Below are 14,756 nucleotides of genomic sequence, written 5' to 3' on the forward strand. Positions count from 1 at the left end.
TTTATTGAATTAGTAACCCAATCACGCAGATTTTCTCTCCACAATCGTTAGCGTCTCAATTGTAAACCCGATTCGTTCAAAACAGCGAGACATTACCAATATTACATTTCATCGCCGTAAAATTTTTTGTATAAATTCCAATAATTGTTTAATTGTTTCTTAGGATAACCAGTATATTTTTCTTGATACTGTTCTTGGGTATTATTCTGAAAATTTTTAACATTATATTCTAATAACAGACCAAAATCATTTGGCTTTATTAGGGTTTTTGTATAACTATAAGGCTTTTCACTTTTAATTAATTTATCAAAACTAATTTCATTGAACACATTGAAACCATTATTATAAAACTTTAAAGTTTCAATTTCTTTCCTAACTAAGTCAATTTTTTCCACTTTAGATGACAATTTTTTTTTGGAATGAACATCAATTACGTTTTCAACTTTTAGTAACTTATTGTTAATAATAAAGATTTCTCTTTTCATTTTTTCTTCAGGATTATCTTCATCAATCCATTCTTTATGAAAATAATACCCTCCATTTTTTTTGATAAAAACTTCTTTACCTCTATAAACAGAATCATTAGAGTTTTTATTTAAACTTTGAGACTTGACATATGATATGATTTCAACATTATTCTCATTTTTATTAATTTCAAAATAGGCATCTACTTTAGATAAATCATTACCTAATAATTTTACTCCCTTCATATTGATAAAATCAATATCTCCATAGATTTTTTTTTCTGACAAATCAATCCTCTTTTTTTCATTATTTGTGTTACTATGACACGATAATATTGATATTAAAACTAAAATTGCAAAACTTGATTTCATAAATTTAAATTTAATTATGTGTATTATAAACGCCTGATGTACTTGATGTATGAGAAAGCACTTTCAAATTTCTAATAACAGATGACGCTTTTTGACCTGGAGTTGCTCATCGTTAGCACAGATTTGTAATCTGTGCCTAGAAAGATTGGAGATCTTATACAATATAGTACGAGCTTTACTGTACAGACACAGATCACAAATCTGCGCTAACGGGTCTATTTTGCTTTTTTACTTTATTCTTATGCTTTACAAAGTATTCGATCGCGCACGTCTACGCTCAATCGTTAGCGCAGATTTACAAAGGTTCCAATATCAATAGTAGAATTATCCTTTACTTTATGTAACAAAAAGTGAAGAGTGTCTATTCTAGTAGTTTTGGGGAATGTTACCATGAAAACCCCGTTGCCAGAACCTAAATTGCCAAAATGTTTTTCTACTATTTTCCATTCTAAAAGATATTCACTTTTCTTAAACTCCTTGCTTGCTTTTTTTAATTTCAAAACAATTTGATTATTTGGTGATAATGAAACTTTTCTTTTTTCTCCCTCTATAACTTTGTAATGCCAAACTTTTTCAATCCAAACAGAATCAATAATATCTAAATCTCCAGTTTGTAATTTATTTGCTGTAGAGAGATAAAATTCAGATTTTTTTGAATTTAAAATTGTTGAAGATGCTTGAGGCGTTGCTGTATTGAATTCATGACAGCAAACACACATTAATGATATAATGTATAAACTAACTAAAACTTTTTTTCTCATTTTCTTTTTTAATTGACCTCTCCTCCAATCGCGCACGTCTACCCTCAATCGTTAGCGCAGATTTGTAATCTGTGCCCACAAAGATTGGATAAATATTCTTTGCTTTATCAAGAATTCTTCCAGTGGATTGCTTCTATGTATTCTAAAATAGATTCATTACTATCATATATTAAAAACTCTAATTTGTCATTTAAAACAGACTGTTTTTGTATAAATTCTTTTGCTAAATCTATATTGTTGAACAACCAATATATTTCATCTTCAGTGTTATTTAGGTAGAGCTCTAGTTTAATATTCAATACATGACCTGTTGCTCCATCTGCAATAACTACTACAACCTGCTTTTCATTTAGAGTTGGGAATTTCTTCATATTTAATATTTTTTGTTTTATTAGAATTCCAATGGTGTCGTAAAATACCAAATATAATTTTAAATCCGAATTACATAACTTTATAAAAACAAAAAAACTGCATAAAAGTCAAAAAAGACCTTTACACAGTTTATATTATTAAAATCTAAATTTTACTCCATCAAAAAAACAACCAATCCCCTAGCGCCATGCGCACCCAAAACCAACGACTGCTCAATATCAGCCGTTTTTGAAGGTCCAGCGATAAAAGTTCCAAATCCGTACTCTTGATTTCCTATTTTATCATAGGCTTGATGCATTGTTGGATAAATGTTTTCCTTATTTACAATTATAGCCAAATATTGCGCGATAAAAGGCGAAACACGTTGTCCAAGAATAGCATCGGTTACCCAAAGTGCACTGTTTTCTGCAACGCCAAAATTTGCTTTTATAATATTCAATTCAACATTTTTTAATGAATGCGGATCATCATTTGTCCAATCTAAAGATGCTATTTCTGAAAGTTCTGGAAGCGTTGTAATAATACGCTTTTCAAGATTGTAATGCTTTTTGACATATGAAATCACCTCGTCATAATTGGAAACTTCAACGGGATTTCCTCCAATGTTTTTTAGGACTGTTTTGTACGTTTCTAAAACATTAAAGTTTTCAGAACCTAAAACTTTTAAGTCTGGCAAAGCAGTTACAAAATCAGGTTGATTTTGCTTGATTTTATTTAATATTTCGGCTTTACTGCTCATTGTTTTTCTCTTTTGCTTCTCTTGAATTTTTCTTGTACCATTCTCTGAATGATTCTTCTGGAACTGCAGGCATTTCGCGCTGATCGTACCATTTATTCATTTTGTTGTTCACTAAACCTGGAGCATTTTTCATTACAAATCGGCCTGATTTTCCTGCGATATTAAAAACCGTCGGATTTGCCAAAACTGCCGCCATTGTTTTCATTGCAATCGTTTTGGCCGTTGGTGTATGTCCTTCTTTCACCAAAACCTGACGCCATTTATATAACTGATCGTGTATGTCGATTTTTACCGGACAAACATTGGTACAAGAACCGCAAAGTGTACTTGCAAATGGCAAATCGGCATTTTTTTTCATGTCGAGATTTGGAGCCAAAATAGAACCAATTGGTCCCGCAACGGCATTATGATAACTATGTCCGCCACTTCTTCGGTAAACTGGGCACGTATTCATACACGCACCGCAACGAATACATTTTAGCGAATTTCTAAAATCTTCTCTTCCTAATTGTGTGCTGCGGCCGTTATCGACAATTACAATATGAATTTCTTTGCCGTCTCTTGGCTTTTTAAAATGGCTTGAAAAAGTCGTAATCGGCTGTCCTGTTGCGCTTCTCGCCAATAATCTCAAGAAAACGCCTAAATGCTCTCTGTTCGGAATCAATTTTTCAAAACCCATGCAGGCAATATGAACATCGGCTAAATGCGCGCCCATATCTGCATTTCCTTCATTGGTACAAACCACAAACTCACCCGTTTCTGCAATGGCAAAATTTACTCCGGTCAAAGCTGCTTTTCTAGTTAAAAAAGTATCGCGAAGCTGTTGTCGTGCCGATTCGGTTAAATATTGTGGATCAAAATTCCCTTTTTCTGTACCCAAATGTTCATGAAACGTTTCACTTACATCTTCTTTTTTTAGGTGAATTGCTGGCAAAACAATATGGCTTGGCGGTTCTTTACGAAGCTGTACAATATATTCTCCCAAATCCGAGTCAATAACTTCTACGCCATTTTCAGCTAAATATTCATTTAAATGGCATTCTTCGGTAAGCATGGATTTTGATTTCACCATTTGCTTCACGTCATGCTTTTTCAGAATAGAATGCACAATTTCATTGTGTTCTTTGGCATCGGCAGCCCAATGTACTTTTATTCCGTTTTTTTGAGCATTTGCCTCAAATTCAACTAAATAATCGTGAATATTAGAAAGCACATTATTCTTGATCTTAGAAGCTGTTTCACGCAATAATTCCCAATCCGAGATCTGATGTGCAGATTTATCGCGTTTTTCTCTAACGAACCAAAGCGTTTCATCATGCCAATTTACGCGCTCCACATCTTTGTTAAAACGTGCCGCTGCTTCGCTGTGTTCTATTGTTTTTTTTGAAGACATCTTTTAATCATTTAATATAAAACTGATTCGATTGCTTTTCATGAGCTCCATCGGAGCATAATATTTATAGCCTAATTTAGAGCTTATTTTTATAGCTCCATCGGAGCGACATTTCTATCTTTAGCAATATAAAAAATGTCACCCCTATGGGGTTTCTTATTGAAAACAAACTGAATATTCTATAAATATATCGCCCCTCTGGGACTTTTGCTACGAATAAAACTTAAGGTTTGAAAGAAATTTCGAAATCATTATTTACTGACAAAATTCACTACATTTTCATGAATTGCTTTTTCGCCTTGAACATTTGCAGCCGTTACATTAGTCAAGAAAATATTTTCAACCGGAAGTTCTTTTTGAGCTTGAATTCTTGAAACAAACTTCACATTGGTTGCTGTTATATTTTCCAGATATACATTTTTTATTGGCGTCAAACGACGTTGAATTGTCGGAACCAAATCACGCCATTGGTATAAAACATCAGTTTCGATTCCGAGAATTCCGGCATCAATTTTCCCCGATTTGATATTCGTCATGTGAATATTATTCACAAAACCGCCTCTTCTTTCATTAGTTTTAATGTATAGAAGATGATTTAGTTTTGCGCCATCGACCACTGTACAATTATCAATAAATACATTTTCTATTCCACCTGATAATTCACTTCCAATTGCGACTAATTGATGTCCGTTTTTTACAGTACAATTTCGCATAACAATATTTTTTGAAGGTGTGTTTAAGGTCCAAGCATCTATTCCACAGCCCGATTTAATTGCAATTGCATCGTCTCCTTGATCAAAAACACAATTTTCGATCAATACATTTTGCGACATTTCTGGATCAACACCGTCATTATTATGTCCGTGCGCATACACCTGAAGATTTCTGATCACGACATCTTTTGACAAAAACGGATGAATCATCCAAAACGGACTGTTGGTAATCTTAACGCCATCCATTAAAATATTCTGACAACGATTGAACTGAATAAAATGCGGACGCAAATTAGCAGTATCATTAACCATTTGTCTTTCTTCGACAGGTTTTTGGTAAGAAGCCAAATAATACAATCTTTTCAAGCTTTCCATATGCGCTTTTGGGCGTGCAAACCATTTTGTCCAAACGTCCATTTTTGCTTTCAATTCGCCTTCGCCTGTAATGGCAATATTTTTACATTGGTATGCGTAAACCAGTGGCGAATAATTGTAACATTCATAACCTTCCCAAGTAGAACGAACTGCTGGCAGATAATCTTTTGGATCTTCAGAAAAAAGCAAAACCGCTCCTTTTTCCAAATGTAGATTTACATTGCTTTTAAAATGAATTTTCTTTGTCAGCCACTCGCCTTCCGGAATTATCACAATTCCTCCACCCGCTTTATTGGCTTTTGAAATCGCTTTAGAAATTGCTTCAGAAGTTTTTTCTTTATCGCCTTTTACTGCTCCAAAATCAACAATCGAAAATTTTTTGCATTTGCTGAAATCAGGAATCTTGATGGTGGGCATTTCAAAAGGTGCTTTTACCACCACTTCTTTTTGTGTTACAGAAGTTGGATCTTTCTGAAACGATAAAAAAAGCAACGAAAGCAAAAGTGTAAAACAAAAAGTTATTTTTTTCATGATTAAATTTAAAAAAAATGGCTCACCTATTTTCTATACCATTGTATTTAATATTTCGGCAATGTGAATGGTTTTTACTCGACTGTTTTGTCTTCTTAAAATACCTTCCAAATGCATCAAACAAGACATGTCTCCACCAGTGATATAATCGACATTTTGATTTTCGTGATCTTTGATTCGGTCTTGTCCCATTTTTACAGAAACGGCTTCTTCGGTAACGCAGAAAGTTCCTCCAAAACCACAACATTCGTCTTTTCTGGATAAAGAAACTAAATCCAAACCTTTTATTTTATAAAGCAATTGCTGTGGTTTTGAGAAAAAATGTGCGTTTAGTTCCGACATCTGCGAAAGCTTTAAACCTCGCTGGCCATGACAGCTTTGATGCATCCCGACTCTGTATGGAAAACTTCCTTGTATGTGATCTACTTTTAAAATATCGGTAATAAACTCTGTTAATTCGAAAACTTTTTTACGCATTTCTGACGCGACAACTTCTAATTTGTCATCATGCAAGTGCTCTTTTACATGTAAAACACAGCTTCCTGACGGGCAAACGATATAATCAAATCCCGCAAAATTGGAGATAAAGTTAGCATTGCAGCCTTTTGTTAAGTGTTCGTAACCACTGTTTGCCATTGGCTGTCCGCAGCAAGTTTGTCCCATCGGAAAATGAACATCACAGCCTAATTTTTGTAAAAGTTCATAGGTTGCAATTCCAACTTTTGGAAAAAACTGATCGACATAACACGGTATAAAAAGTCCGATTTTCATTTTTTATTCTTTTATTTTTTGCCCGCAGATTTGGCAGATCAAGCGGATTTATTCTCATTTTTTTGTCATTTCGACCAAAAGGAGATTCGAGCGAGAGCGAACTGACAAGCTTGCGTTGCAAAATACAGTTTATTAATTTTTAATTAATAATTATCAATTGTCAATTATTAATTGTAAATTATCAATTACCTAATGTTTATAAAATTTCAAATCTATTAAATCATTTTGAATTGGCTTTGGATTCCAGTTTTCGTGAATGGCCAACGCCGCTCCCAATGCACTTGCCTGCGCCATTGAAGCAGCATAAACTTCTACATCAGGATAAGCTTCTGCCAGCAAATTCATAAAAATCGAATTTTTACTGAAACCTCCATCCACAAAAATTTTCTTAACAGGGCTATTGTGTATCACTAAGTTAGTCGAAAAAACCTGTTGTTCGACTAAATCCAACATCAATTGATGATAAGCGGTTTCGTAATTCTTGAAAGTCGAAAGGTCTCTTTTTTGAAACGGACATTCTTTCAAAATATCAAAATCGTATTTCTTTGGATAAAGAATCTGAAAATGAAGTGCTCTTAAGTTTGCTACAATATTTTTATCAAAATAAACATCTTTGAAAGTATCAAACGGAACATTAAAATGGGCCGCTAATCTTTTGGCTTGTACTTCATGCTCGTTGCCCGAAAACAATCTTGCCGCTTTTACAGGTTTTTCAGTGTACTGCATATAACACAGACAATCTTTTTGAAGTTCATCAAAAGTCAGAGGCTTATTATTGAACGGATTCAGCGAAATGCTCCAAGTTCCGGTCGACAATAAAACAAACGGTTCTGTAAAGTTGATTGTGTATGGAATAATTGCAGATGAACTGTCGTGAAGTCCAACTCCAACAGACAAATCACCTTTTTTCAAAACATCTTTTCCATAATGTAAAGGTGGAATTTTTTCTGAAATACCTTCGTTCTCAATCCATTTGTGGTATTTCATTTTTTTGAAATTCCACAAATTGGTATGACAGCCAACACTTGTAATATCGGCGAAAGCCTCATTTGTCAGCAGAAAACTTAAATATTGTGGCAAATGCAGACAATATTTTACTTTTTCAAACAGCTCCGGTTTTTCTTCCTTAAGTCGGTAAATCTGCATTCCAGAATTCAAGCTTCCTAAAACTGGAGAAGCCGTTTTGACTGCAAATTTCTCTTCGCCTTTATATTTGTTGTAAAACGCTGCTTTTAATTCCTCTGGATAATCTTTTAAGTAATTATACAGAGGAGTCAAAACTTTTCCGTTTTCATCAATGTACACAAAACTAGCGCCGTATGTACTAAAATTGATAGCTTTTAAAACATAGTTGGTCAGCTCTTTTATTTCTGATAATCGGTCGAGTATCCAGTTTTTCAGAACATCAATATCTTCACAAGGAAAACCATCTTCATCTGTGGTTTCATCAAGATTCACTGATTTTTCCCAAACAATCTTATAATTTTCGTCAAATAAAAAAACCTTTTTGTTTGTTTTACCAATATCAAAAATTGCAACTACATTCATTTTTTTTAATTGTAAATTGTTAATTATCAATTGTTAATTTTGGATTCATAATTTATAATTAACAATTAATAATTTATAATTATAACCCTGTTGCCATTGTTTTTAATCCTCTTTCGCCAATTAAATTGCTTCTAACAGCAAGAGAACGATATAACTCTACCGGATTTAAAGCTGCCCCAGAACGCAAACGAGCTTCTGCCACTAACGCACGAACATCTGTACGGAAAGCATTTTGAAGAATTTCCTGTGCTTTAACCACATCATTTTCTTCTTGAGCTTGCTCTAAAGCTTTTCTATCAACAGAAAGTGCTTGTGCATACGCAATCATAATCGCTTCAACAGATTGCAATAAATCTTCTAAAGGATCTTTAATATTGTGAGATGCATCAATCATCCAGCCTAAATCTTTGGCGTGATTCATTCCTCTTGCATCCATTCCTTCAACTAATTCATTGAAAATCAAGAATAATTGATACGGTTTTAAAGCTCCAGCAGTTAAATCGTCATCTCCATATTTTGAATCATTAAAGTGGAAACCTCCTAATTTATTATCCATCAATAAAATAGAAACAATTTGCTCGATGTTTGCATTTGGCAAATGATGACCTAAATCAACAAGCGTTTTTGCTTTGTCACCTAATTTTTGAACGTATGAATACGATTGTCCCCAATCTGCAACTGTTGTTGAGTAAAAGTTTGGTTCAGCACATTTGTATTCTAAGAATAATTTCCAGTTTGAAGGCAATGCATCGTAGATTTCTTCTAAACTTTCTAATGTATTTTGGTATGCTTTTCTGAAGTTTAATTGTCCCGGAAAGTTAGATCCGTCAGCTAACCAAACTGTTAATGAATCAGATCCTAATTCGATTCCGTGTTTAATAACTTCGATATTGTGAGCAATTGCTTGTTTGCGAACTGCTTTGTTTACATTTTGCAATGAACCATATCTATACGTATGCTCTGCGTTTGCCTGATCCTGAAACGTGTTCGAGTTCATGGCATCAAACTTTAATCCGTGCTGTGCTGCTAACGTTTTGATCGCCTTATAATCTGTTGGAATATCCCACGGAATATGAAGCGAAATCGCACCAGAAGCATTATTTAGTTTATGAAGCAAACCTACATCTTCAATTTTTTCTTCTAATGAACGAGGTTCTCCTCCACCTGCAAAACGTCCAAATCTAGTTCCTCCAGTTCCTAAAGCCCAAGATGGAATAGCGATTTGAAAATCAATTAATTTTTGAATAATCGATTCTGCATTTTCTATTTCTGATGCTGTAAAAGCAAATTTATTTTGATGTTTTTTCAGCAATCCCTCATTATGAGATGCAATATTGTTTGATTCAATTAACATAGCATTTTATTTTAATAGCGCACAATGTAACACATTATATCGATTGCGCTCTTGGTTATTATTTATTTCAAAACAAGTTTGCTTGTTTGTTTTACCATTAAGAAATTAAGTTCATAAAGATTGGCTTAAATTACTTAATATCTTAATGGTGAAAAGAAAATTAAGCTTAATTTAAAAAATCAATTACGCTAAACTAACTCTACTTTGGTATATTTTCTTAATCTTAATTATTTTATTGCGTTTTTTTAGCTCTTAAATTTTAAAAAAATCTAACGCTCGAAAATTTCCGAACGTTAGATTACAAAAAACCACCTTTGTTTTAAACTTAAAAAAACTAAACAATCTATCTGTAAAAGCCCATTCCGACACCGCCATCAACGTTTAGAGCGTTTCCTGTAGATTTATCTAATAAACCACCAACGAAAGCAAAACACGCATTTGCGATATCATCTGGCAATATAATTTCATTTAATAAGGTACGTTTTGCATAGTAAGCCGGTAATTCTTCAACCGTGATTCCGTATGCTTTTGCACGTCCTTCTGCCCATCCGCCAGACCAGATATTTGAATCTGAAATTACAGCATCTGGATTTACTGTGTTTACACGAATTTTATCAGCTCCAAGTTCTGCAGCCATTAAACGTGTTAAATGCGCTTGAGCTGCTTTTGCAGAACCGTATCCAGGATTATTTGGACCCGCAACTACTGCATTCTTAGAAACAATGTTTACGATATCACCTCCAAAACCTTGTTTGCGCATTACTTCGATTCCGGCTTTAGAAACTATAAATTGTCCTTTTACCAAAATATCATATAATCTGTCCCACTCTTCTAAAGTGTGCTCTGCAATAGATTTAGAAATACTGATTCCAGCATTATTTACCACAATATCAGCACCTCCAAAAGCTAGAGAAGCTTGATCGAATGCTTTTTCAGTAGAATCAGAATCAGTAACATTCAATAAAGTGCTTGAAACGGCATCTTTACCAAACAATTTCACAAACTCCGCTGTAGCCGACGCTAGACGCTCTTCGTTAATATCATTGATTACCACACAAGCACCTTCCTGAGCAAATTTCTTAGCGATAGCTTTTCCAATCCCTCCAGCAGAACCTGTAATAACAGCTACTCTTCCTGACAATGCTTTTGGTTTTGGCATACGCTGTAATTTAGCTTCTTCCAACAACCAATATTCAATATCAAATGCTTCTTGGTGCGGCAATGAAGTATATTCTGAAACTGCTTCAGCACCTTTCATTACGTTTACTGCATTGATATAATATTCAGACGCCAAACGCGCCATTGTTTTATCTTTTGCAAAAGTGAACATTCCTACTCCTGGATATAAAATCACAACCGGATTTGGGTCACGCATTGCAGGTGAATTTGATTTTTTGCATGCATTGTAATAATCTTTGTACATTGCACGGTACGCTTCAAATGCTGGTGTCAATTTTGCTTTAATGACCTCAACATCAGACAAATCTTCGTTTGGATCTAATTCTAAAACCAGCGGACTGATCTTAGTTCTTAAAAAGTGATCTGGACAAGAAGTTCCAAGCGGTGCTAATTTTGAAAGATCATTAGAATTAATGAATTCCAATACTCTTGCATCATCTGTATAATGTCCAATCATTTGACGCTCTGATGAACAGAAACCTCTTAAGATTGGCGCTACTTTTGCTGCTTTTAATTTACGATCTGCTTCAGGAAGACTGTCGATTTTTTTGCCTCCAAAAACAGGACGTTTTTTTCCATAGTTGCTTTCAAGATATTCAGCACATTTCTCGATTACTTCCAGCGTATTAATATAACTTTCGTATGCAGTGTCTCCCCAAGTGAATAAACCGTGAGAACCTAACATGATACCGCGAAGTTTTTTTCCTTTTTTCTCAGCTTCTTCCAAACAGCTTCTTAATTGAAGACCAAGGTCAAAACCAGGGCGTTGCCATCCAACCCATCCAATTTCGCCATCAAATAATTCTTCTGTGATTTGCTTTCCATCTTTAGCAGCCGCGATTGCAATTGCCGCATCTGGATGCAAGTGATCGATATGTTTGAAAGGCAAAAATCCGTGTAAGGGTGTATCGATTGAAGGTGCTTTTGAAGCCAAATCAAAAATACAGTGGTTGAATAATTCTACCATTTCATCTTCAAATTCAATTCCTCTGTACACATTTTCAAGATTGCGCAATCTGTCTAAATAAAGTGCTGCACAGCCTGATTTTGTCAATGTTCCAATATCTCCACCAGAACCTTTGATCCACATCACCTCAGAGCTTTCGCCTGTTAATGGATCTTTATCTGTTATTTTTACAGAAGTATTTCCTCCTCCGTAGTTTGTCAATCTTAAATCGGCTCCAAGTAAGTTAGAGCGATAAATAAAAAGCGCTACTTCATCCCCAGCTAATTCTTTTGCTTTAGCGTCATCCCAAAGATAGCTTACGTGCTTAAAATTCATATTAGTTGTATTTATATTCGACATTTGGTTGTTTGATTTTAGTTTATATTTTATAATGAATTACCGATTCCGACTACCACAATCGAAAGCATCATCAATGCAATTCCCCACGAAAAAGTTCGCATTGTTTTCTTAGAAACTCCTGTCCATTCTTTTAGATAGAATCCCCATAAATTAGCCGTTAAAATAATGGTTGCCATGTGCAGAATCCATGAACTTGCGCCATTGCCAAGTTTGCTTTCTCCCATACCATAAAAGAAAAACTGCAAAAACCACATTGTTCCAGCAATTGCAGAAAACAGAACGTTTTTAGCAATTGGAGTACTTGTATTTGTATAATCTGAAAAAGTTTTATTTCTGAAATTAAGATAGATACACCAAATAAAATTGGTCGTTAGTCCACCCCATAATATAATAATGTAACTTACATTGTTTTGGAACAAAAATTCGCCTTGATTTGGATTTGCCAATTTCCAAGCTTCATTTGCAACATCAGCCATTGGTTTTGCTGCTTCGATTCCGAAGTTAAAAAACGAACTCAAAATACCTGATACTATGGCAATAATCAACCCTTTTACCAGACTGAAATCTTTATCTTTGTCTTCGTGACCTGTTTCAAAATCTTTTTCTTTCAGTGTTCCTGCTTTTCCTAAAATAGCAATACCTATAATACATATTAATACTCCAGCCAAAACCATTTGTCCACCAGAATTCGAAAACATATCACTAATTGATTCTTTTCCTTCTACTGCATTAAAATGATAATAAATTGGCGGAATCAAAGCTCCAAAAGCAGAACAGAATCCTAATGTAATTGAATTTCCTAGTGACATTCCTAAATAGCGAACGCCAAGACCATAAGTAAGTCCACCTACTCCCCAAATCAATCCCATTGTAAATGCTAGTGCTTTAACTTGTGGTGCAGCCGTAGCGATAATTTCGGTAAAATTCGGAATCGTCAAATATGCTGCAATTGGCGGTACAATTAACCAAGAGAAAAAACCTCCTACAAGCCAATAGCTTTCCCAAGCCCAATTTTTTACTTTTTTGAATGGCATATAAAAACTGCCCGAAGAGAAACCTCCAATGGAGTGAAAAATAATACCTAGTAATGATTCCATTAATTAAATTTAGTTTGTGGTTATTGATAGTTAATCTGGTTTTGTAAAATAAGAGAATGTAAAAAAGAAAACTGTCCTGTACTATCCTTTATGATTTTAGGAAATATGTTAAAACCAAAGAATATTAAGAAGAAGAACACTTTTTAAGTAGAAAAATAAATTTAAAATTTCTATTTTAGCAATCGATTTCGTAATTATTGTATCCACAATCATCGATAAATAATGAAATCTCAAAAAAAATAAAACAAGCCTTATTTAATTTTGCTCTTTTGTGAGAAAAGTAACAATTAAGCCTATTTTTCAGCTTTAGTCCTAAAATTTTCTGCACAAATCACAATTCAAAATTATATTCTGTAAGTAATCGCCATAATCAACAAAGCCACAAAATGATTAAACTTATCAAAATAGACGAAGATTCTAGGGTTCCAAAATACAAGCAGATTGTAGATTCAATTTTGCAGAATATTGCTAACGGAAATCTAAAAATAAATCAAAAAATTCCTTCGATAAATAGCTTTAGCGAAGAGTTTTATATGTCTCGTGATACTGTCGAAAAGGCTTATAACATCTTAAAAGAGCGAAAAATCATTTCTTCTATACGAGGAAAAGGCTATTATATTACTCGAACAAAACTAGAATCTAAGGTAAATGTGCTTTTTTTATTCAATAAATTGAGTGCATACAAAATGAAAACCTACAGTTCTTTTATTAATACCGTTGGAGCAAATGCACATACTGATTTGCATATTTATCATTGTGATGAAACTTTATTTCTAAATCTTCTTGACAAATTTGAAGGTGCTTACGACTACTATGTAATCACGACGCACTTTAAAACGGATGAATTGAAACATTTAAGCTTTACTGATGATGTTGTAAAAGCCATAGAAAGAATTCCGAAGGAGAAATTGGTCATTATGGATAATATCAAACTCGGAATGGAAGGCGAAATCATCAAAATTTATCAGGATTTTGAGAATGACATTTATAATGCTTTAAAAGAAGGCCTTTCAAAAATCACCAAATACAAAAGACTAATTTTGGTTTATCCTGAAAAAGCAGTTTACCCTTATCCAAGAAGAATTTTGCACGGATTCAGAAAATTTTGTGTGGAGCACGAAATCAATTTTGAAATTCTGAGCGAGGTTTACGATGATATGATTCTGAAAAAAGGTGATTTATTCATCACAATCGAAGAATCGGATCTTGTTAATTTAATGAAACAAATTCGTGATGAGGAATTTATTTTAGGAGAAGAAATCGGCGTAATCTCTTATAATGATACACCTCTAAAAGAATTATTAGGGATCACCGTTATGTCAACCGACTTTAATGTGATGGGTGAAACCGCTGCAAGAATGATCTTAAATAAAGAAAAAGGAGAATATAAAGTACCTTTTAATTTTATTGATAGAAATTCGATCTAAGGGACTGAGGTTCTAAGATGCTAAGGCTATAAGTTTTTTTTCGCAAAACGTTTTATCGTAGAGGCGCACAGCAGTGCGTCTTTCGTATTTTATGCGTGTATCGTTTGTCATTTCTCGTTCCTCGAAATGACAAATGTTTCGTTTATAAAATGCTCTGACGGACTAAAGTCCGTCTCTACAAAATGGAACGTTCCTCCGGAACTTTTGTTAAAGAGCCGTAGGCTCGATTTATATTGTAGAGACGGACTTTAGTCCGTCAGAGAAAAACAATAAATCCACACATTGTTTGTCATTTCTATGAACAATAAATGATAAATCAAGCGTTCATAAAATGCGAAAGACGCACTGCTGTGC

General features: G+C 34.0%; 12 protein-coding genes. 1 reads left to right on the top strand and 11 read right to left on the bottom strand.

Features of this window, described 5'->3' with window-relative positions; genetic code table 11:
* Positions 1-101: 101 nt before the first annotated feature.
* From EYY60_RS07890 to rhaT, 11 genes are all read right to left on the bottom strand, one after another.
* On the bottom strand, positions 102-836 hold the full coding sequence (locus EYY60_RS07890; RefSeq protein ID WP_132988839.1) for a hypothetical protein: 735 nt from the start codon (positions 834-836) through the stop codon (positions 102-104).
* A 284-nt stretch (positions 837-1,120) separates the two neighbouring features.
* Positions 1,121-1,597 carry a hypothetical protein gene (locus EYY60_RS07895; protein WP_132988840.1) on the bottom strand — a complete coding sequence of 159 codons (477 nt, stop codon included), beginning with the start codon at positions 1,595-1,597 and terminating at the stop codon, positions 1,121-1,123.
* Between the two features lie 107 nt (positions 1,598-1,704).
* Entirely contained in the window at positions 1,705-1,968 is a 264-nt protein-coding gene (locus tag EYY60_RS07900; RefSeq protein WP_132988841.1) for a hypothetical protein, read from the bottom strand.
* 152 nt (positions 1,969-2,120) lie between these two features.
* The gene (locus EYY60_RS07905; RefSeq protein WP_132988842.1) at positions 2,121-2,708 is read right to left on the bottom strand and encodes a LutC/YkgG family protein; all 588 of its coding nucleotides are present in this window, start codon (positions 2,706-2,708) and stop codon (positions 2,121-2,123) included.
* Complete coding sequence (locus EYY60_RS07910; protein ID WP_132988843.1) at positions 2,698-4,101, bottom strand: lactate utilization protein B; 1,404 nt, start codon at positions 4,099-4,101, stop codon at positions 2,698-2,700. The genes EYY60_RS07905 and EYY60_RS07910 overlap by 11 nt, the downstream gene beginning before the upstream one ends.
* A 251-nt stretch (positions 4,102-4,352) precedes the next feature.
* Complete coding sequence (locus tag EYY60_RS07915; RefSeq protein WP_132988844.1) at positions 4,353-5,720, bottom strand: glycoside hydrolase family 28 protein; 1,368 nt, start codon at positions 5,718-5,720, stop codon at positions 4,353-4,355.
* Between the two features lie 33 nt (positions 5,721-5,753).
* Complete coding sequence (locus tag EYY60_RS07920; RefSeq protein WP_132988845.1) at positions 5,754-6,491, bottom strand: (Fe-S)-binding protein; 738 nt, start codon at positions 6,489-6,491, stop codon at positions 5,754-5,756.
* A gap of 189 nt (positions 6,492-6,680) precedes the next feature.
* A complete protein-coding gene (locus tag EYY60_RS07925) occupies positions 6,681-8,039 on the bottom strand; it encodes an FGGY-family carbohydrate kinase (protein ID WP_132988846.1) in 1,359 nt (452 codons plus the stop codon).
* Between the two features lie 79 nt (positions 8,040-8,118).
* Complete coding sequence (locus EYY60_RS07930) at positions 8,119-9,393, bottom strand: TIM barrel protein (protein WP_132988847.1); 1,275 nt, start codon at positions 9,391-9,393, stop codon at positions 8,119-8,121.
* A 343-nt stretch (positions 9,394-9,736) separates the two neighbouring features.
* Positions 9,737-11,878 (bottom strand): bifunctional aldolase/short-chain dehydrogenase, encoded by a 2,142-nt coding sequence (locus EYY60_RS07935; RefSeq protein WP_132988848.1) that lies wholly within the window; start codon positions 11,876-11,878, stop codon positions 9,737-9,739.
* Between the two features lie 26 nt (positions 11,879-11,904).
* The gene (rhaT, locus tag EYY60_RS07940; protein WP_132988849.1) at positions 11,905-12,975 is read right to left on the bottom strand and encodes an L-rhamnose/proton symporter RhaT; all 1,071 of its coding nucleotides are present in this window, start codon (positions 12,973-12,975) and stop codon (positions 11,905-11,907) included.
* Between the two features lie 386 nt (positions 12,976-13,361).
* On the opposite strand from rhaT, the gene EYY60_RS07945 reads away from it, so the two are divergent.
* Positions 13,362-14,402 (top strand): GntR family transcriptional regulator, encoded by a 1,041-nt coding sequence (locus EYY60_RS07945; protein WP_132988850.1) that lies wholly within the window; start codon positions 13,362-13,364, stop codon positions 14,400-14,402.
* Positions 14,403-14,756: the final 354 nt, after the last annotated feature.

The sequence above is a fragment of the Flavobacterium zhairuonense genome (assembly GCF_004352915.1).
GTDB lineage: Bacteria > Bacteroidota > Bacteroidia > Flavobacteriales > Flavobacteriaceae > Flavobacterium > Flavobacterium zhairuonense.

What these genes read in the sequence shown, in the direction of transcription:
- EYY60_RS07890 (WP_132988839.1), bottom strand. Translation starts at nt 836, where the DNA reads ATGAAATCAAGTTTTGCAATTTTAGTTTTAATATCAATATTATCGTGT.
- EYY60_RS07895 (WP_132988840.1), bottom strand. Translation starts at nt 1,597, where the DNA reads ATGAGAAAAAAAGTTTTAGTTAGTTTATACATTATATCATTAATGTGT.
- EYY60_RS07900 (WP_132988841.1), bottom strand. Translation starts at nt 1,968, where the DNA reads ATGAAGAAATTCCCAACTCTAAATGAAAAGCAGGTTGTAGTAGTTATT.
- EYY60_RS07905 (WP_132988842.1), bottom strand. Translation starts at nt 2,708, where the DNA reads ATGAGCAGTAAAGCCGAAATATTAAATAAAATCAAGCAAAATCAACCT.
- EYY60_RS07910 (WP_132988843.1), bottom strand. Translation starts at nt 4,101, where the DNA reads ATGTCTTCAAAAAAAACAATAGAACACAGCGAAGCAGCGGCACGTTTT.
- EYY60_RS07915 (WP_132988844.1), bottom strand. Translation starts at nt 5,720, where the DNA reads ATGAAAAAAATAACTTTTTGTTTTACACTTTTGCTTTCGTTGCTTTTT.
- EYY60_RS07920 (WP_132988845.1), bottom strand. Translation starts at nt 6,491, where the DNA reads ATGAAAATCGGACTTTTTATACCGTGTTATGTCGATCAGTTTTTTCCA.
- EYY60_RS07925 (WP_132988846.1), bottom strand. Translation starts at nt 8,039, where the DNA reads ATGAATGTAGTTGCAATTTTTGATATTGGTAAAACAAACAAAAAGGTT.
- EYY60_RS07930 (WP_132988847.1), bottom strand. Translation starts at nt 9,393, where the DNA reads ATGTTAATTGAATCAAACAATATTGCATCTCATAATGAGGGATTGCTG.
- EYY60_RS07935 (WP_132988848.1), bottom strand. Translation starts at nt 11,878, where the DNA reads ATGTCGAATATAAATACAACTAATATGAATTTTAAGCACGTAAGCTAT.
- rhaT (WP_132988849.1), bottom strand. Translation starts at nt 12,975, where the DNA reads ATGGAATCATTACTAGGTATTATTTTTCACTCCATTGGAGGTTTCTCT.
- EYY60_RS07945 (WP_132988850.1), top strand. Translation starts at nt 13,362, where the DNA reads ATGATTAAACTTATCAAAATAGACGAAGATTCTAGGGTTCCAAAATAC.